Origin of the sequence: Micromonospora globosa (assembly GCF_000717585.1) — a bacterium.
Taxonomy (GTDB): Bacteria; Actinomycetota; Actinomycetes; order Mycobacteriales; family Micromonosporaceae; genus Micromonospora; species Micromonospora aurantiaca.
In genome coordinates this window covers 233,102-251,230 of record NZ_JNZR01000002.1, presented here as the reverse complement: position 1 = coordinate 251,230, position 18,129 = coordinate 233,102, and the positions used below count along the sequence as shown (strand labels likewise).

At 73.2% G+C, this 18,129-nt stretch carries 16 protein-coding genes; 7 read left to right on the top strand and 9 right to left on the bottom strand.

Annotated features, from left to right (window positions below):
• Positions 1-15: 15 nt before the first annotated feature.
• Positions 16-2,766, bottom strand: a complete 2,751-nt coding sequence (locus IF06_RS0103565; protein ID WP_198039645.1) for an AfsR/SARP family transcriptional regulator — start codon at positions 2,764-2,766, stop codon at positions 16-18.
• A 179-nt stretch (positions 2,767-2,945) separates the two neighbouring features.
• Here IF06_RS0103565 and IF06_RS0103560 point away from each other — a divergent pair, with 179 nt between their 5' ends.
• From IF06_RS0103560 to IF06_RS0103550, 3 genes are all read left to right on the top strand, one after another.
• Entirely contained in the window at positions 2,946-3,716 is a 771-nt protein-coding gene (locus tag IF06_RS0103560; protein ID WP_052166123.1) for an endonuclease/exonuclease/phosphatase family protein, read from the top strand.
• A gap of 111 nt (positions 3,717-3,827) precedes the next feature.
• Positions 3,828-4,238 (top strand): hypothetical protein, encoded by a 411-nt coding sequence (locus IF06_RS0103555; protein ID WP_030268962.1) that lies wholly within the window; start codon positions 3,828-3,830, stop codon positions 4,236-4,238.
• Positions 4,239-4,245: 7 nt separating this feature from the next.
• Positions 4,246-5,289: a polyprenyl synthetase family protein gene (locus tag IF06_RS0103550; protein WP_030268959.1), complete on the top strand. Its 1,044-nt coding sequence runs from the start codon at positions 4,246-4,248 to the stop codon at positions 5,287-5,289.
• Here the strand turns inward: IF06_RS0103550 and IF06_RS0103545 are convergent.
• From IF06_RS0103545 to IF06_RS0103510, 8 genes are all read right to left on the bottom strand, one after another.
• Complete coding sequence (locus IF06_RS0103545; protein ID WP_030268957.1) at positions 5,286-6,257, bottom strand: acetylxylan esterase; 972 nt, start codon at positions 6,255-6,257, stop codon at positions 5,286-5,288. The genes IF06_RS0103550 and IF06_RS0103545 overlap by 4 nt on opposite strands.
• Positions 6,248-6,937, bottom strand: coding sequence for an N-acetylmannosamine-6-phosphate 2-epimerase (locus IF06_RS0103540; protein ID WP_030268955.1), 690 nt, complete (start codon positions 6,935-6,937; stop codon positions 6,248-6,250). The genes IF06_RS0103545 and IF06_RS0103540 overlap by 10 nt, the downstream gene beginning before the upstream one ends.
• A complete protein-coding gene (locus tag IF06_RS0103535; RefSeq protein WP_030268953.1) occupies positions 6,934-7,863 on the bottom strand; it encodes an ROK family protein in 930 nt (309 codons plus the stop codon). The genes IF06_RS0103540 and IF06_RS0103535 overlap by 4 nt, the downstream gene beginning before the upstream one ends.
• A gap of 2 nt (positions 7,864-7,865) precedes the next feature.
• Positions 7,866-8,804, bottom strand: a complete 939-nt coding sequence (locus tag IF06_RS0103530) for a dihydrodipicolinate synthase family protein (protein WP_030268951.1) — start codon at positions 8,802-8,804, stop codon at positions 7,866-7,868.
• Positions 8,801-9,868, bottom strand: coding sequence for an oligopeptide/dipeptide ABC transporter ATP-binding protein (locus IF06_RS0103525; protein ID WP_013285838.1), 1,068 nt, complete (start codon positions 9,866-9,868; stop codon positions 8,801-8,803). Before IF06_RS0103525 ends, IF06_RS0103530 begins: the two co-directional genes overlap by 4 nt.
• Positions 9,865-11,823: a dipeptide/oligopeptide/nickel ABC transporter permease/ATP-binding protein gene (locus IF06_RS0103520; RefSeq protein WP_030268949.1), complete on the bottom strand. Its 1,959-nt coding sequence runs from the start codon at positions 11,821-11,823 to the stop codon at positions 9,865-9,867. Before IF06_RS0103520 ends, IF06_RS0103525 begins: the two co-directional genes overlap by 4 nt.
• On the bottom strand, positions 11,823-12,779 hold the full coding sequence (locus IF06_RS0103515; RefSeq protein WP_013285836.1) for an ABC transporter permease: 957 nt from the start codon (positions 12,777-12,779) through the stop codon (positions 11,823-11,825). The genes IF06_RS0103520 and IF06_RS0103515 overlap by 1 nt, the downstream gene beginning before the upstream one ends.
• 102 nt (positions 12,780-12,881) lie before the next feature.
• Complete coding sequence (locus tag IF06_RS0103510; protein WP_013285835.1) at positions 12,882-14,507, bottom strand: ABC transporter substrate-binding protein; 1,626 nt, start codon at positions 14,505-14,507, stop codon at positions 12,882-12,884.
• Positions 14,508-14,645: 138 nt separating this feature from the next.
• Between IF06_RS0103510 and IF06_RS0103505 the strand changes: the two genes are divergently transcribed.
• The 4 genes from IF06_RS0103505 (at position 14,646) to IF06_RS0103490 (ending at position 18,128) form a co-directional block, all read left to right on the top strand.
• Entirely contained in the window at positions 14,646-15,377 is a 732-nt protein-coding gene (locus tag IF06_RS0103505; protein WP_013285834.1) for a FadR/GntR family transcriptional regulator, read from the top strand.
• 123 nt (positions 15,378-15,500) lie between these two features.
• Complete coding sequence (locus IF06_RS0103500; RefSeq protein ID WP_030268946.1) at positions 15,501-16,457, top strand: hypothetical protein; 957 nt, start codon at positions 15,501-15,503, stop codon at positions 16,455-16,457.
• Positions 16,458-16,516: 59 nt separating this feature from the next.
• Positions 16,517-17,008: a hypothetical protein gene (locus tag IF06_RS0103495; RefSeq protein ID WP_013285832.1), complete on the top strand. Its 492-nt coding sequence runs from the start codon at positions 16,517-16,519 to the stop codon at positions 17,006-17,008.
• Positions 17,009-17,129: 121 nt separating this feature from the next.
• Entirely contained in the window at positions 17,130-18,128 is a 999-nt protein-coding gene (locus IF06_RS0103490; RefSeq protein WP_030268944.1) for an ArsR/SmtB family transcription factor, read from the top strand.
• The last annotated feature ends 1 nt before the right edge of the window (position 18,129 follow it).

Here is an 18,129-nt window from a genome sequence, read left to right as displayed (position 1 = left end):
GCCGGGCGACGGCCGTCAGCCCAGCGCGGTCAGTTCGGCCACGACCTCGTCGGCGTCGGGGTGGCCGAGCCGCTGGAAGATCACCAGTGCGCGCCGCCACGCCTCGCGCGCGGCCCGGTGGTCGCCGGCGTCCCGATAGGTCTCGGCGAGCCGGCACAGACAGCCGCCTTCGCCGTAGCGGTCCTCAAGGTCGTGGCTGAGGTCCACGGCCCGCCGGTAGGCGGCCACCGCCCCCCGAAGGTCGCCGCGGCGATGGTGGACGAAGCCGAGTGTGTCGTGCACGGCGGCTACGGGATGACGGTGCACGGTGGACGTGAGGAGCGCCAGCGCCTCCTCGCAGTGGGCGACCGCCTGCGCGTAGTCGCCGTCCATCGCGTGCAACCAGGCCGCGTTGTTCAACGACATGGCCTGGCCCGACACGTCACCGGCGCGCCGGTAGAGGTCGAGCGCGCGCCGGTTGTGCGCGAACGCCTCGTCCCGGCGGCCGAGCCGGGCACACAGCCCGCCGAGGCTTCGCCGGGCCTGCGCCTCGCCGGCCGTGTCGTCCACCGACCGGAAGAGGTCGACGGCGGCACGGTAGCCGGCTTCGGCCTCGCCGGTACGGCGCAGGTAGGCGTCGGCCCGGGCGAGCGAGTGACGGGCGTGTGCCTCCGCCGCCGGGTCGGCCAGCCGGCGGGCCGCGGCGAGCGCGGTGCGCTGCACGGCGGTCAGCTCGTCCCAGTGGCCGCCGTCCTCCAGGTGGTACCGCAGGGCGAAGGCGAGCCGGCAGGCGTGCCTGTCGAACCCGGTTTCCGCCGCCCGGTGGCAGGTCGCCACCAGGACGTCGTGCTCGGCCCGGAACCAGGCGACCGCCTCGTCGCGTACGGCGAAGGGGCCCGCCGCGCCCGGACCCGCCGCCTCGTCCGGGTCGCGACGCCGGTCGGCGGCCTCGGCCAGGTCCGCGTAGTGGTCGAGCAGCCGGCGTGACGCCTCGTGCCGCTCCCCCGCCGACCCGGCGCGCTCGGCCGCGTAGAGGCGGACCAGGTCGTGTAGCTGGTACCTGCCGGGGGTGTGTTCCACCAGCAGGTGAGCGTCGACCAGCTCGCGCAACAGCGTCACGCACCTGCCTGCGGTCAGGCCGGCCGTGCCGGCGACCGCCGCGAGGCCGATGTCCGGACCGGCGGTGAGGCCCAGCAGGTCGAAGAGGCGTGCCGCGCCGGGGGTCAGGACACGGCACGTGGCGGCGAAGACGGCGCGCAGGTCGGCGCTCAGGTCGTCGGTGCTGAGGTAGTCGAGCCGGGTGCCGTGGTCACGCAGTCGCCCGGCGAACGCCGCGAGCGGGAGGTCGGGGTGCGTGACGGCGTGCGCCGCCGCGATACCGAGCGCCAGCGGCAGGCCCGCGCAGTGGGCCAGGATGTCGGTGACAGCGGCCGGGTCGGCGTCCGCCGGGTGGCCCAGCCGGCCGGTCAGCAGCTCACGGGCGTCGCGGTCATCGAGGAGGTCCAGGGGAACCGGGACCGCGCCGTGGCCGGTGACCAGACCGAGGAGCCGGCGTCGGCTGGTGACCAGCACGGTTGCCGACTCCGTACCCGGGAGCAGCGGCGTGACCTGCGCGGTGTCGTGGGCGTTGTCGAGCAGGATCAGCATCCGCCGGCCCGCCACGAGGCTGCGGTAACGCCCGGCCAGGGCGTCCGGGTCGGCCGGCATGGCATCGACCGGCACGTCGAACGCGTCGAGGAAGCCCCGCAGCGCCACCGCGGCCGGTGTCCGCTCCGTGACCGGGTCGAAGCCGTTGAGGTCGACGTGGAGCTGCCCGTCCGGGAAGCTCTGCCGGTTGTCGTGGGCCCACCGCAACGCGAGCCAGGTCTTGCCGATCCCGCCCGCGCCACTGATCACCGCGACGGGCATCCGCCCCTCCGCGTCGGCTCCGCGGACGGCGGTGTCCAGCCGGGCCAGGTCCCGGGCCCGGCCCACGAACCGGGTCGGGGGTGCGGGAAGCTGCCGCGGAACGCTGCGGCGCGGCACGGCCGTGGCCCAGGAGAGCGCCAGCGACGGATCGGCGTTGAGGATGCGGCGGTGGAGCTGCTGGAGGTCCGGATGCGGGTCCAGCCCCAGCGCCTCCCGCAGGTCCCGCCGCAGCCGGTGGTAGCGGTCGAGGGCCTCAGCCTGCTGCCCGCAGCGGTACTGGGCGAGCATGAGCTGCCCGGCCAGTTGCTCGTCCAGTGGATGCTCGCCGCTTCGCCGGACCAGGTCGGGCAGCACCACCGCGTGCCGGCCCAGCCGCAGCGCCTTGTCCGTCCGGTCCCGCTGGGCCGCCGCCCGGTCCTGCTCCAGGGCCTGCCGCACCAGGTCGAGCCACGGGCTGTCCAGGTGCGCGAACGGTTCCCCACGCCATAGGCCCAACGCCTCGTCGAACAGACGTGACGCCTTCTCGTCGTCGTCGGCCGCGCGCGCCTGCCCGGTCAGCTCGCGGAACCGGTGCATGTCGACCGCGGCCGGATCGGCCACGAGCACGTAGCCGCCGGAACGCCGCTCCAGGCGGGCGTCCGCGGCACCGGCCAGGAGCCCGCGCAGCCGGGACAGGTACGCGTACAACGCGCTGCGGGCGCGCTGCGGGGGCCGGTCGCCCCAGACCCGTTCCAGCAACTGGTCGGTACGGACGACGACGTTCGCCTCGGCCAGCAGCACCGCGAGGACGCACCGCTGCCGGGCGTGACCGGTCTGGACGAGACGGCCGTCGATCCGGAACTCCAGGTCACCGAGCAGACCGAACCACGCCCTCGACACCCGGCAGACCTCCCCATTGCCGCCCGTCGGCGTGCCGACACCCGCGGATACAAGGTTCCGGCAAGGTTTCGAGCGTACCGCCTCCGTCACTGTGAGCACAGAACGTCCGCTGTGGACGACCGACCCGAGGGAAGCTGAGGTACGGAGTGAGACGAGCGTGGCGACTCGTACTGTCGGGAGTGTCGGCGAGCCTGCTGCTGATCACCGCGTCTCCGGCGGGAGCATCGGCCGAGCCGTCGGCCGCGGCCGGTACGCGGTTCATGACCTGGAACCTGTTCGCGCCGGGCGACGCGGAGCCCGTCGACTACGCCCGGGAGATCGCCCGGCACAGGCCGGCGGTGCTGGGGGTGCAGGAGGCCTGCCGGGGGGCGGTGGAGAAGACCGTGGCGCTCCTGCGGGAGCAGGGGATGCACTACTACGTACGGTACGGAACGGTGATGAACGACCGCTGGAACTGCGGCTTCTGGGGTGGCAACGCCTACGGCCAGGCGATCCTCTCCCTGACTCCGCTCCGCAATCCCGTCAACCGCAGGTACTCGCAGGGAGGCACCGAGCCGCGCGGCTGGATGGCCGTCACCACCACCGTGAACGGCAAGGCCACCCGGATCTTCAACACCCACCTCGCCCAGGCGGGGCAGGCCGACGTCCGCGCCGTCCAGGTGAACGAACTGCTGCGCGCGACCCGCTCCTACCGGCGGGCCGTGGTGCTCGGTGACTTCAACACCGAGCCGCACCGGCGGGAGCTGCGGCCGGTCTGGAACACGTTCCGCGACGCCGATCCGCACTGCGGGCCGCAGGAGAACCCGCTGTGCACCCCGACTGCCGACGCGAGCCCGCATCGCAAGAAGTTCGACTACATGTTGCTGAGAGGGATCCAGCCGCCGGGCGTGCAGGCCGTCGACTCCGTCCACTCCGACCACGACGTGGTGATCGCCGAGCTGGCCGGATGAGCTGGGTGCCGGGCTCGTGAGGGGGCGAGCCCGGCACCCGATCGTTACCGTCAGTCACCATGACGACACATCCCTAGCCCGCCGGGCCGAGACCGGTGGAGACTCCGCCGCATGGAGAACGTGGAGCGTGAGCGCACGAACGAGCGCTTCGAGAAGGTGGCCGAGGAGACCTCGGAGACCGTGACCCACGCGGCCACGGTGCTGGAGGAGGAACTCGCGGCGGGGCTGGCCGGCGCCCGGCGGCTCGAGGAGAAGCTGACCGAGAGCCGGCGCGTGGACCCGGAGGCGTTCGACGAACTCGTCGCCCGGGTCCGCACCGACGGGCACGCCCTGATCGACACCGTGGTCGGGCAACTGAAGATGGCCGACGACCAGCGCGGCGAGGTGATCCGGCGGTACACCTCGGATGCCCACGACGCGCTGGACACCGTACTCAATCTGGCGCGGCTGGCCCCCGAGATCGCAAACGGGCTCGCGGACCGGCTGGCGTCGCCGGCCCCGAAGCGGCCGACGGACCGGTAGCCGCGCGATGGCGCCGACCACCGGGGTGGCCGGCGGGCACGTGGAACGAATGCTGGAGCGCTATCGCGGGCTCGCCCTCGGCGCGCTGCTCGACGACGTGCCCGACGACGGCCCGCGATACCTCTACGACCTGGTCGCGGAGTACCCACGGCGGTGGGGCAAGGGGCTGCGCGCCGCGCTGTGCCTGGCCACGTGCCGGGCGTTCGGCGGCGGCGACGCGGTGGGCCTCAACGCCGCGGTGACTGTGGAGCTGTTCCACAACGCCTTCCTCATCCACGACGACATCCAGGACGAAAGCGAGCAGCGGCGCGGTGGGCGGACCCTGCACGCCGAGTACGGCGTGGGCGTGGCCCTGAACGTCGGCAATATGACGAACCTGCTGGCGTTGCGGCGGCTGGCGGCGAATCGGGCGGCGCTCGGCTCCGGGATCGCCTGGCGGCTGTTCACCGAGACCGAGCTGATGATGCGCCACTCGCTGGAGGGGCAGGCCATCGAGATCGGCTGGATCCGCGACAACGTGTGCGACCTGGACGCCGACGACTACTACCGGATGTGCCTGAAGAAGACGTCCTGGTACACGTGCATCTACCCGTGCCGCACGGGGATCCTCGTGGCGACCGGCCGGGAGAACGCGGTCGACGTGCTGGACCGCTACGGCTGGTACCTGGGTGCGGCGTTCCAGATCCAGGACGACGCGCTCAACCTCACCGGCGACTACGCCCGGTACGGCAAGGAGATCGCCGGTGACCTGTGGGAGGGCAAGCGCACGCTGATCCTGATCGACTTCATGCGGCGGTGCACACCGGAGGAACGCGAACGGCTCGTCCGCCTGCTGAGCCGGACCCGTGCGGAGCGCACCGACGCCGAGGTGCGCTGGCTGCACGGGCGGCTGCTCGCGTACGACTGTGTGGAGTCGGCGCGGCGCAGCGCCCGGGATCTCGCGCTGGCCGCCCGGCGCGAGGGTGAGCGGGCGCTGGGCGACGCTGCCGACACCGACGACGGCCGTTTCCTGCTGGAGCTGACCGACTACGTGGTGGAACGCGCGCGTTAGCCGCCCAGGATGCCGCGCAGCCAGGTGAGCTGTTCGCGCTGGTGCTCGGCCTCGCCGCCCTCGTGGTCGTTGAACTCGTACACCCGCACGTCCTTGTCGCCGCCGTAGCGGTGGTAGGCGGCGAAGCAGGTCGACGGTGGGCAGACCTGGTCCCGCAGGGCGATCGAGAACAGCGCCGGCGCGGTCGCGCGCGGCGCGAGCACCGCGGCGTCCAGGTAGGACAGGGTGCGGAACACCTGGTCGGCGCGGTCGCGGTGCAGCGCGAGGTAGTCGACGACCTCGGCGTACGGGCTGTCCGGGCCGGCGACGCGCACGCCCCGGCGGATGTCGCACAGGAACGGCACGTCCGGCATGACGGCGGCGACGTCCGGGCACAGCGCGCCGGCGGCGAGAGCGAGGCCGCCGCCCTGGCTGAAGCCGGTGACCGCCACCCGCGCGGGGTCGACGGCGGGGTGCCGCCGGGCGGCCTCGGCGAAGCGCACCGCGTCGGTGATGAGCCGCCGGTAGTAGTGGTCGGCCGGGTCGGCGACGCCCCGGGTGAGGACGCCGGGCACGGTGCCGGCCGGGTAGGGGTGCGGGTCGGGCGTGCCGCCGGTGGCGGCGCTCCAGCCCTGGCCCCGGCTGTCCATGATCAGGTGCGCGAAGCCCGCCGCCGCCCAGAACAGCTTCTCGTGCGCCAGGCCGCGGCCCCGGCCGTAGCCGAGGTACTCGACCAGGCAGGGCAGCGGCCCGTCGGCCCCGGCGGGCAGGTGCAGCCATCCGCGTACCGGTTCGCCGCCGAAGCCGGGGATCGTGGCGGCGTACGTGCGGATCTGGGTCAGGCCGGTGTCGACCGGCTCGTAGACCGCCGCCTCCGGGTCGCCGCCGCCGCCGAGGGTGCGCGACCAGAACGCGTCCAGGTCCGCCGGCACGTCCAGCTCCGGCCGGTACGCGAGGCAGCCGGCCAGGTCGAGGTCGGTCAGCGGCACGACGCGGCCTCCTGCACGGCGGCGGCGAACCAGCCGGTGATGGTGCTCGGGTGGGTGATGGCGGTGCCGACCACGACCGTCCACGCGCCCGCCCGCAGCGCCTGCGCGGCCTGCTCGGGCGTGTGGATGCGCCCCTCGGCGACCACCGGGACGTCCACCGCGGCGGCGAGCCGGGCGACCAGGTCCAGGTCCGGCCCGTCGCCCTTGGTGGTGTACGCGGTGTACCCGGCGAGCGTGGTGCCGACCAGGTCGGCGCCAGCGGCGGCCGCCGCGATGCCCTCATCCAGCGTGGAGCAGTCGGCCATCACCAGCGCGCCGGTGCGCTCGTGCACGGCCGCGATCGTGTCGGCGAGGGTGCGGCCGTCGGGCCGGGGCCGGGACGTGCCGTCGAGCGCGACGACGTGCGCCCCGGCGTCGGCGACGGCGAGCGCGTGCTCCAGCGTCGGGGTGATGAAGACGTCGTCGTCGCCGTCCTTCCAGAGCCCGATCAGCGGCAGGTCCACCGCCGCGCGGATGGCGGCGATGTCAGCCAGTCCCTGGGCGCGGATGCCGGCGGCGCCGCCCCGGGCGGTGGCGAGCGCGACCCGGCGCATGGTGTCCGGGTCGCGCATGGGCTCACCCGGGTACGCCTGGCAGGAGACGACCAGGCGGTCACGGAGCTGGTCGACGAGCGCGTTCATGAGACCTTCCAGGCGAGCGAGGCGGCGCCGAGCAGCGGCGCGTCGGGGCCGAGGGTGGAGGCGAGCACGGGCACGCCGGCCAGGCCGGGCAGCGTCTCGGCGCGCACCGCGTCGCGCAGCGCCCGCCACCACGGCTCACCGAGGCCGGTGACGCCGCCGCCGATCACCACGGCAGCGGGGTCGAGCACGTTGACCAGGCCGCCGACGGCGGAACCGGCAGCGGCGCCGCCGAGCCGGACGACCTCCCGGGCCGCCTCGTCGCCGTCCGCGGCGAGCGCGGCGACGGCCCGCAGGTCGGCCACCGGCCGGCCGGTACGCCGGACGTACTCGGCTGCGAGCGCGGGACCGGCGGCGATCGCCTCCAGGTGCCCGCGCCCGCCGCACGTGCAGGCAAGCGTTCCGGCGTACGGGGACGGCTGGTGCCCGGCGTGCCCGGCGGCGCTGTGCGCACCGGCGAGCACTGTGTCGCCGAGGACGAACGACGCCCCGACGCCCGTGCCGACGGCGACGTAGAGCACTGTGTCGTACCCGGCGGCGGCGCCGTGACGCGCCTCGCCCAGCGCGTGGGCGTGCACGTCGTTGATCACGGTGACCGGCACGCCCAGGCGCCGGCTCAGGTCGCCGCGCAGATCCGTGCCGGTCCACCCGGTCAGCACGTCGGTGGCGGACAGCACCAGGCCGGAGCCGCTGTCGATGACTCCGGCGCTGCCGACGCCGAGCGCCCGTACGACGCCCGGCGCTTCCGCCCGCAGCTTCTCCACCAGGCCGGCGGCGGTGTCGAGCACCGCGGCGGCGCCGGAGCGACCAGGCGTCGGCGCGGTGCGCCGGCCGACGACCTCGCCGGAGGCGGTGACCAGGGCGGCGGTGGTCTTGGTGCCGCCGATGTCGAGCGCGGCGACCAGACCGGTCGTGCTCACCTCGGGCATGGTCAGAGCAGCCCGGCCAGTTCCAGCTGGGTACGCACGCGGCCCGTCTCGGCGGCGTCCAGCGGCCGCAGCGGCAGCGACACCGCGTTGCCGGCGATGACGCCGAGCAGGGACAGCGCGGTCTTGAACGCGCCGATGCCCCGGGTGGCGCCCGCCGAGGTGGCCGGGTCGGCGGCGTCGACGATGCGGAACAGCCGGGTCAGGCGGTCCTGCTCCCGGCGGGCGGCGGCCCAGTCGCCGGCCATGCAGGCGCGGTGCAGCCGCACGTACCCGGCCGGGTCCACGTTGCCCAGTCCGGGCACCGAGCCGGAGCCGCCCGCGAGCATCATCGCGTCGACCACCACCTCGTGGCCGGTGAGCAGGCTGAAGTCGCGCTCCGGCGCGTGCTCGGCGACGGCGAGCGCCAGCTGGCGGAACGCGACGTCGTCACCGCTGGAGTCCTTGACACCTGCGAGCACGCCGTCGGCGGCGAGCCGGGTCAGCAGGTCGACGGAGAGCTTGCTGTGCACGCAGACCGGGATGTCGTACGCCAGCAGGGGAAGCTCGACCGCCGCGGCGACCGCGCGGAAGTGCCGCTCGATCTCGTGCGGGCCGACGATGGCGTAGAACGGCGCGGTCACGACCAGGCCGTCCGCGCCCAGCCGGGTGGACGCCTCGGCCCGCTCCACGACCCGGCGGGTGGTGGGTTCGATGCAGCCGGCGATGACCGGCACGGCACCGCCGGCGGTCTTCACGATGGTCTCCAGGGCCAGGTCCCGCTGCCGGTCGGTGAGGAAGACCGTCTCGCCGGAGCTGCCGAGGGCGAAGATGCCGTCGACGCCGGCGTCGAGCAGCCACTCGACCAGCCGTTCCAGCGAGTGGACGTCGACCTCGCCCTCATCGGTCAGGGGGGTCACGGCCGGCGGCACGACTCCGGCGAACCGCGGGGCTGGGGTGGTCACAGGTTCTCCTCGACAGACTCAGTTGTGGTGCGGCCGGTCGCCGAGGTGGCGAGCGCGACCAGTTCGGTGTTGGCGGTTCCGGCGGGCACCGGGTGGTGGCAGCGGAACTCGTGGCCCTCGCCCTCGGCGGGGCGCGGCGCCGGCATGTCCACGGCGCAGCCGTCGGTGGCGGCCCAGCAGCGGGTCCGGAACGGGCAGCCGCTCGGCGGCCGGGTGGCCGACGGGACCGGGCCGACGAGCGGAATGGGCTCGATCGGGGAGAGCAGGCCCGGCGTGGCCGAGAACAACGCCCGGGTGTACGGGTGCCGGCCACCCTCGGGCAGCAGGTCGGCGGGCGTCTGCTCGACGATGCGGCCCAGGTACATGGTGACGACCCGGTCGCTGACCCGCTTGACGGTCTGGATGTCGTGCGACACCAGCACCATCGCCAGGCCGAGCCGGTCCTTGAGGTCCAGCAGCAGGTTGAGGATCTGGGCCCGCACCGACACGTCGAGCGCGCTGGTCGGCTCGTCGGCGATGACCAGTCCCGGTTCCAGGGCCAGCGCGCGGGCGATTGACACCCGCTGGCGCTGGCCGCCGGAGAGCTGGCTGGGCAGCACGTCGGCGACCGAGCGGGGCAGGCCCACCAGTGCCATCAGCTCGGCCACCCGCTGCTCGCGCTGCTGCCGGGTGCCCCGGCGGTGCACGTCGAGCGGGTCGCGCAGGATGTCGCGTACCGGCATGCGGCGGTTCAGCGAGGTGGCCGGGTCCTGGAAGATCATGCCGACGCCCGCGCCGATGTGCTCACGCCGCTCGGCGGCGCTCATCGACCACACGTCCTTGCCGGCGAACGACACCGTGCCGGCGGTCGGCCGTTGCAGGCCGACGAGCACCTTTGCGAGCGTCGACTTGCCGCAGCCGGACTCGCCCACGATGCCGACCGTCTCGCCGGCCCGGATGACCAGGTCGGCGCCGGTGAGCGCGTAGACCTTCTCCCGGCTGAACATGCCGCCGCCGCGCGCGGCGTGCACCACGTGCACGTCGCTCAGCTCGGCGATCGGCCGGTGCTCGGCGGTGGCGCTCATCGGGCCGGCTCCTTCTCGCTGACGGTGACGGCGGGGTGGTGGCAGGCGTACCCGTGGCCGTCCGTCCCCTCCAGGGCGGGTGCGGTGTCCCGGCAGATCTCGGTCGCCATCGGACAGCGGTCGGAGAACCGGCAGCCCTTCGGGAAGTCGGCGGGTGACGGCACCACGCCGCGGATCTGGGTGAGCCGTTCCGCGCCGGTCTCCAGGGACAGGACGGAACCGAGCAGGCCGCGGGCGTAGTGGTGGGCGGGCGCCTCCATCACGTCGGCGGTCACGCCGGTCTCCACGATCTGCCCGCCGTACATCACCACGACCCGGTCGGAGACGTCGCTGACCAGGGCGAGGTCGTGGCTGACCAGGATGAGGGCGAAGCCGAGCCGCTCGCGCAGGTCCAGCAGCAGCTTCATCACCTGGGCCTGCACGGTGACGTCGAGCGCGGTGGTCGGCTCGTCCGCGATGATCAGCTTCGGGTCGCGGGACAGCGCCATGGCGATCACCACGCGCTGCCGCTGCCCACCGGACAGCTCGTGCGGGTAAGCGGCGAGCGTGCGCTGCGGGTCCAGTCCGACCAGCCGCATCAGTTCCTCGGCCGAGCGGGTGCCGCCGCGGCGGATCATCTGGGCGAGCTGGGCGCCGACGCGCAGCGCCGGGTTCAGCGCCGACAGCGCGTCCTGGTAGACCATGGCGATCTCGCGGCCCATCAGGGCGCGGCGGCCCTTGGCGTTCAGCTTCAGCAGGTTCGTGTCCTGGAAGCGGATCTCGCCGCGTACCCGGGCGCCCTGCGGCAGCAGGCCCATCACCGCGAGGACGCTGAGCGACTTGCCGGAGCCCGACTCCCCCACCAGGCCGACGACCTCGCCGGGGCGGACGTCGAAGGAGAGCCCGTCGACGATGTCCACGCCGCGGTGGCGGCCCTCGAAGCCGATGGACAGGTCGCTGACCTGAAGGACCGGCTTGCCCTGCGGCAGCGGACGAGCGCGTTCGCGCAGCCGCTGCGCCGCCTCGGCGAGACCCGGCAGCTCGACCACCTCGCCGGTGCCGGGCTTCGCCTGCTCCAGCGCGTCACCGCTGGTGGTGGACGTGGCACGGCGCGCGGCCGGGGCGGCCCACGCGTCGGACATGCCCTCGGAGAGCACGTTGAGCGCCAGCACGGTGAGCAGGATCAGCAGGCCGGGGAAGAACGTGGCCCACCAGCCGCCGATCTGCACCATCTCCTTGCCGAACGCGATCACCGAGCCCCACGAGGAGGCCGCCTCCTGCGGGGCGAGACCGCCGCCGATGAAGGACAGCGACGCCTCGAAGACGATCGCGTCGGCCACCATGACGGTGACGAAGACGAGGATCGGGGCGGCGCAGTTGCGCAGGACGTGCCGCCAGAGGATGTGCGGTCGCCGGGCACCGATGATGCGCTCGGCGGCCACGTAGTCCTCGCCGTACTGGGACAGCACGTTGGCGCGGACGATGCGCGCGACCGACGGCGTGAACACGAAGCCGATCGCGATGACGAGGACCAGCAGGCTGTTCTTGCCGAACGAGATGATCAGCAGCGCGGAGAGCACGATCGTGGGGAAGGCCATGACCACGTCGAGGCAGCGCATGATGATCTCGTCGACGACTGTGCGGCTGCTGCCGGCGACGGCGCCGAGGATCGCGCCGAGCACCAGCGCGATGCCGGCCGCGCCGAACCCGACGATCAGGGAGCGCCGGGTGCCGGCGACCAGCCGGGAGAAGACGTCGCGGCCGAGCTTGTCCAGGCCGAACCAGAAGTCGCCGTTCGGGCCGGTCAGCGCCGGTCCGAGCCCTGTCTGGGTGGGGTCGTGGCGCAGCAGCAGCGGGGCGAGCACGCCGACCACGACGATGAGCGCGACGAAGCCGAGCGCGAACCGGGCCGCGAGACCGAGCCGGGCGAAGGCCATGCCGGGGCGGGACAGCCGCGTGGTGAGGGACCGGCGCATCAGTGGCCTCCGCGCAGTCGGGGGTTGGCGAAGAGGTAGAGGATGTCGACGACCAGGTTCACCAGGACGAAGCACAGCGCGATGGTCAGCACGGTGCCCTGGGCGAGCGCGGTGTCGTTCTGCTGGACGGCGCTCATGATCTGGGTGCCCATGCCTGGTAGCGAGAAGATGGCCTCGATGACGACGGTGCCGCCGATGAGGTAGCCGATCCGCAGGCCGAGCGCGGTGAGCGGGTTGACCAGCGCGTTGCGCAGCACGTTGCGGCCGATCACCACGCGCGGCGGCAGTCCGGCGCCGATCGCGGTGCGGACGTAGTCCTTGTCGAGTTCCTCGACCATCGACGTGCGGACGATGCGGGCCAGCGAGCAGCCGACCGGTACGGCCAGCGCCAGCGCGGGCATGGCCAGCGACTGCAACCACAGACCGACCGAGTCGGCGGGGTTGACGTAGCCGCCGGTCGGGAAGATCGGTCGGCGGACGGAGAACTCCTGGATGAACAGCAGGGCCAGCCAGAACGAGGGCGTGGCGATGCCGGCCATGGAGACGATCCGGATGACCTGGTCGGGCCAGCGGTCCCGGTACAGGGCGGCCGGGATGCCGAGCGCCAGCGCGATGACGAGCGCGCCGACGACGCCGAGCGCGGTGAGCTGGATGGTCAGCGGCAGCGCCATGGCGATCTTCTCGGCGACCGGGACCGACGGCGGGAACGTCATGCCGAGGTCGCCGCGGACGAGGTCGCCGAGGAAGTGCAGGTAGCGCAGCGGCAGCGGATCGTTCAGGCCGTTGGCGGCACGGAACGCCTCGACCTGCGCCGGCGTGGCCTGGTCACCGAGGACTGACAACGCCGGGTCGATCGGGGAGAACTGCATGATCACGAAGACGAAGAGCGTGATGCCCAGCACCAGGGGGATCAGCGTCAGGAATCGTCGTGCGACCAGGTTCAGGACGGTCAGCATGGATTCTCTTTCTCGTGGCGGGGCGCCGGGACGTCCCGCCCGGCCGCACGGGTCACGTGGGCCGGGCGGGACGTCTGCGGGGCCGGAACCCCGCGCGTGGGCTCAGCCGGTCCGGCCGGTGCCCAGGAAGTACAGGCCGGTGGTGGAGGCGCCGGAGAAGCCGTCCACCTTGGCCGGGTCGTACGCGGTGACGACCTTGGTGTGCAGGATCGGGTACAGCGGCACCTGGTCCGCCGCCATGTCCAGGGCCTGCTTCCACAGCGCCTTGCGGGCCGTCTCGTCGGAGGTCTGCGCGGCCTTGTCCAGCAGGTCGCCCATGGCCTTGCGGTCGGCGTCGCTCCAGCGGTAGCGCTGGCCCGGCCAGGTCTCGCCGAAGTAGTACCAGCGCATCAGCAGGTCGGTGTCGACGCCGAAGACGCTCGGGTCACCGGTGGCCATGAGCACCCGGAAGGTGTCCTTGGGGACGATGTCGCCGTAGATGGCCGAGGACGGCACGGTGTTCAGCGTGGCGTTGACGCCGATCTTCTTCCACTGCTCGATGACCAGCGGGGCGACGTCCTTGACCACCGAGCTGTCGGTGGTGTCGAGCCGGAACGACAGGTTGGTGACGCCGGCCTCCTGGAGCAGGGCCTTGGCCTTGTCCGGGTTGTAGTCGTAGACGGTGGCGGCCTTCTGGTAGGCCTTGTTGCCCTCGTCGAGGTAGCTCGTCGCCGGGCTGCCGTAGCCGTTGAGCGCGGTCTTGATGACCGCTTCCTTGTCGATGGCGTAGTGCAGGGCCTGGCGCACCCGCTTGTCGCTGAACGGCGCGGCGGAGTTGTTGAACATGAGGAAGACCTGGTTGAAGGCCTGCTTCACGTCGATCGTGTACTTGTCCTTGAGCGAGTCGACGTTCAGGTAGGGCACGGCCTCGATGGCCTGCACCCGGCCGCCCTGCAGGTCCGACACGCGGGCCGACGCCTCGGTGGTGGTGTTCCACGTCATCGTCTCGACCTTGGCGGCGCGCGGGCCGTTGTAGTTCGCGTTCTTGCTCAGCTTGATGCCGGATTCCTTGGACGCGCTGTCCACCTTGAACGGGCCGGAGCCGATAGGGGCGGTGTCGAACGCCTTGGCCGCGGCGGCGTCGCCGGTCTTGGCCTTGGGGACGATCTTGATGACCGCGATCCGCTCGCTGAACAGGGCGAACGGGTACTTCAGCTTGAACTCGACGGTCGTCGCGTCCTTGGCGGCGACGCTGTCGAGGAACGACACGAAGCCCTGCATCAGCGGCGGCGCCTTCGGGTCCGCGGGCTTGAGCACGCGGGTGAAGGACCAGGCCACGTCCTCGGCGGTGACCGGGGTGCCGTCGGAGAACTTCGCCCCGTCACGCAGCGTCACGGTGTAGGTCCGGCCGTCGGCCCCGGGGGTCGGGTCGCTCTTGGCCAGGGCGTTGTAGGGTTCCCGCGTGATCGGGTCGAGGTCGACGAGGCCCTCGAAGACGTGCTGGTTGACCGCCGTCGCCACGGCCGAGGAGGCGTTGCTGGGATCGAAACCGCTGGAGAGCGTGAAGGCCAGCGTGGCCTCGATGGACGTGCCCCCCTTCCCGTCGCCCACGGCGTTGGTCGAGGCGGGACCGCCACTGCAGGCCGCCAGCGCGACCGCGAGGCCACCCGCGAGGGTGGCGACGGCCAGGGAGCGGACGCGGCCCCGGGGGACGCGCCGGCTCCTCGACGGCTTACCGGTGGTGCTCACGTAGCTGCCTCCATAGGCTCTTCATGCGCTCGCGTGACCGCTCGCGCTCGGGGATGTGAAGCATAAGGTGTATGACGTCTGATGTCTGATGCCGGTAGGGTGAGGGTGTCAGATTCGGGAACGAAGGGCAAGGGGCAGATGACGACCATTGACGCCAGTCCGCTACGCGGCGCCGAGCGGCCCAGCCCTCGCAGGCAGGAGGTCGCCACCAGGATCAAGGAGTACATCCTGCGCAACCGCCTGAAGCCGGGAAACCTCCTGCCCACCGAGGCGGAACTGTGCGAGGCCGTCGGCGCCAGCCGATCCAGCGTCCGCGAGGCCGTCAAGATCCTCTCCGCGCTCGACATCGTCGAGGTGCGCCACGGGCACGGCACGTTCGTCGGCCGCATGTCCCTCAACGCCCTGGTGGAGAGCCTGACCTTCCGCGGGCTGCTCAGCGGCGAGGACGACCACCGCGTACTGGCCCAGGTCGTCGACATCCGCCAGACGCTGGAGCAAGGGCTGGCCGCCACCGTCATCGACGCCTTGGACGAGCAGCACCGGTCGGAGCTGTCCGCGCTCGCCGACGAGATGCACAGCCGGGCGGCCCGGGGCGAGGACTTCCTCGACGTCGACCGCGCGTTCCACCTGAAGCTGATGGAACCCCTCGGCAACGACCTGCTGGTCCAGCTGACCGAGGCGTTCTGGCAGGTGCAGGCCATCGTCGCGCCCACGCTGCAGACCGAGCCGGAGGACCGGGTCATCACCGCCCAGCGGCACCAGGCGATCGTCGCCGCCCTCACCGCCGCCGACGCGGCGGCGCTGCGCTCGGCCGTCGCCGAGCACTACGCGCCCATCCGGGCGAGCATCGCCCGCGCCGCGCAGACCTGATCCGCCGTACGCCGGGGCCTGTCGTTCGAGCCTGATCGAAGGTCTCTGTCCCGGGGCTCGCCCCGCGCCGAAGCTGTCTTCTGACGGGCGCATCGGGCGCCCCGGACGGCCGAGGTGCATGTCATGGCGGTGGTGTCGCGCCGAACGCGGTCATTGTGGTACGCCGTCGCGGTCCCCGCCGCTCTCGCGGCGGCGGTGGCCGGGGCGCTGGGCGCCCGCCCGGACATCGCGCCGCCGTCCGAGGGTCACGCCTCGGCCGGGCCGCCCGCGGCGAGCGCGGCCGCCGTGCCGGTCCCGCCCGTCTCCGGTACGCCCGCCGAGGTGCGGTACGCCGCCACGCAGGCGCTGATCCGCGACTGCATGCAGCGTCGCGGGTTCCGCTACTGGCCGGTGCCCCGGCAGCCGGTGCCGGAGCTGCGCGAGTTCCCGTACGTCCTCGACGACGTGTCCTACGCCCGCCGGCACGGATACGGCACCGCCCTGGAACGCCGCCTCCAGGAGACGATGGCGGCCGACCCGAACGTGCGGTACGTACGGGACCTGCCCCCGGAGCGCGGCGCCGCCGCCGTACGCGCGGTGAACGGCGACCCCGGCGAGCCCGACGCCCTGCGCGCGACGCTGCCGGCCGGCGGGGTGCTGCGCCGCAGCAGTCACAGCTGCACGTCCGAGGCGGAGCGACAGCTCTATCGCGACCTGCCCGGCTGGTACCGCGTCACCAGGATCACCGACAACCTGGCCGGGCTGCGCGTCGGCCGGGTGCTCGCCGACCCCCGCTACGCCGACGGTGTGAGGGCGTGGCGGCGGTGCATGCGCGCCGCCGGGCACGACTCCGCCGACCCGGCATCGGCCCGTGCGTCGGCACCCGAGCCGACGTCCGGCTCCGTCACGCCCGGCGAGATCCGGCTCGCGGTGTCCGAGGCGACCTGCGCGACGCGGACCGGGCTCGGCCGGCTCGCCCGGCGGCTCGACGCCGAGCACCGCCGCGCCCTCGACCGGCAGTTCCACACCGAGGTCGCCGAACGGCTCCGCCTGGAGTCCGCCGCGCTGCCGCGGGCCCGCGCCGTGCTGGCCGCCGGCTGACCCACCCCAAGACTTCCGTGGCGGCCCGCCACGGCAGAACCCGACCGGAGGGAAGCATCATGAGAGCAGTACGGTCCGTGCTGGCCACAGTGGCCGCGGCGGCAGCCGCGCTGGCCTTCACCGCCACCGCCGCCCAGGCCGCGCCGCGGCCGACCCCGCACGCCGACGCGCAGCGTGCCGCCGCGGGCAGCGGCTACCTGTACGTCAGCCAGGACGCCAACTGGGCCGGCCGGTGGTGCTGGTGGTACAACGCCGACAACAACTGGGACACGATCAACACGGCGGAGAACGCCAACTGCGACAACAACAACCGGGCCAGCATGCGCAACCTGGCGTCCTCGGCGTGGAACGACTCGAACGGCGGCCGGCCGGTCGCCCTCTACATCCACCCCGACTACACCGGCGCGTACGCCTGCCTGGGCGCCGGCGACGCGTGGGACAACCTCACCGGCGTCTGGTTCAGCTGGGGCTCCAACCGGGACGGCTACATGGCGAACGCCAACGACAACATCGCCTCCCACCGGTGGCGCACGAGCTGCAGCGCGGGCTGAGCCGACACACGGCGGGGCGGCAGCCGTGCGGCTGCCGCCCCGCCCTATCCCTATTCAGTGATAGATGTCAATGTCGCAGACGAGACTGAGCGCGGCGGCACACGTCGGAACACTGTGCGTCATGGGGACGCTGCGCATCCACTTCACGGCCGGGGACCTCAGCCGCACCCGGCTGGCGGCCCGGCCCGATCCACTGTGGGAGATCATCTGCAGCCTGCACCGCCTCCAGACCCGGGCCGGTTACGCGGGTTACGCCCGGTGGCACCGGCAGATCCGCCCGGACCTGGAGCGCGCCGGTCTCGTCCCGGTCGTCCGCGAACGGCTGCTGCCCGTCGCGCCGCTCAAGCGGTACTTCCCCGACTTCCTCACCCCCGGCCCGGTCACCGACCTCGACGAGGGGATCGACCGGGTGCTCGGCACCCCGGCCCGGCGGATCCGCACCGAACTGGGGCGGATGGTGACGCCCGTCGACAGCGCCTGGCTGGTCGACCTGGCCGCCGGCCGGCCCGCCGCGCGACACGGCCTCGGCGACGCGCTGCGCGCCTACTTCCGGGTCGCGCTCGCTCCGTACTGGACGCAGATCACCGCCGCCGTCTCCGGCGACCGGGCGCTGCGCGGGACCTGGGTCCTCGACAGCGGCGCCGGGCAGATCCTCGACGACCTGAGCCCGGAGACCTCCTGGGATTCGCCGGTGCTGTCCGTGCACGGCTACCCGGAGGACCGGGACATGCATCTCGACGGCCGGGGCATCACGCTGGTCCCGTCGTACTTCTGCTGGCACGCGCCGATCACACTGGCCGATCCCGAACTGCCGCCGACGCTCGTCTATCCGGCACGCCGGCAGCGACCGGAACCGACGCCGCCGGCGGGCTCGCAACGCCGGCTCGGGCCGCTGCTCGGCCACACCCGGGTGGCGGTCCTGCGCGCCGCCGCGAGCGGCGCCACCACCGGTGAGCTGGCCCGGCGCGCCCGCATCTCGCCGGCCACGACCAGCCATCACACCACCATCCTGCGCGAGGCCGGGCTGATCACCAGCCAGCGGCACGGCAACCTCATGCTGCACCGGCTCACCGCGATGGGCGAGGCGCTCCTGGGCGAGACGCCCGGGCAGGACGGCTGAA

Bases quoted from the DNA above. Each gene is read 5' to 3' on its own strand.
- IF06_RS0103505 (WP_013285834.1), top strand. From the start codon at position 14,646: ATGACGACCATTGACGCCAGTCCGCTACGCGGCGCCGAGCGGCCCAGC.
- IF06_RS0103540 (WP_030268955.1), bottom strand. From the start codon at position 6,937: ATGAACGCGCTCGTCGACCAGCTCCGTGACCGCCTGGTCGTCTCCTGC.
- IF06_RS0103500 (WP_030268946.1), top strand. From the start codon at position 15,501: ATGGCGGTGGTGTCGCGCCGAACGCGGTCATTGTGGTACGCCGTCGCG.
- IF06_RS0103490 (WP_030268944.1), top strand. From the start codon at position 17,130: ATGGGGACGCTGCGCATCCACTTCACGGCCGGGGACCTCAGCCGCACC.
- IF06_RS0103495 (WP_013285832.1), top strand. From the start codon at position 16,517: ATGAGAGCAGTACGGTCCGTGCTGGCCACAGTGGCCGCGGCGGCAGCC.
- IF06_RS0103535 (WP_030268953.1), bottom strand. From the start codon at position 7,863: ATGCCCGAGGTGAGCACGACCGGTCTGGTCGCCGCGCTCGACATCGGC.
- IF06_RS0103525 (WP_013285838.1), bottom strand. From the start codon at position 9,868: ATGAGCGCCACCGCCGAGCACCGGCCGATCGCCGAGCTGAGCGACGTG.
- IF06_RS0103520 (WP_030268949.1), bottom strand. From the start codon at position 11,823: ATGCGCCGGTCCCTCACCACGCGGCTGTCCCGCCCCGGCATGGCCTTC.
- IF06_RS0103550 (WP_030268959.1), top strand. From the start codon at position 4,246: ATGGCGCCGACCACCGGGGTGGCCGGCGGGCACGTGGAACGAATGCTG.
- IF06_RS0103515 (WP_013285836.1), bottom strand. From the start codon at position 12,779: ATGCTGACCGTCCTGAACCTGGTCGCACGACGATTCCTGACGCTGATC.
- IF06_RS0103555 (WP_030268962.1), top strand. From the start codon at position 3,828: ATGGAGAACGTGGAGCGTGAGCGCACGAACGAGCGCTTCGAGAAGGTG.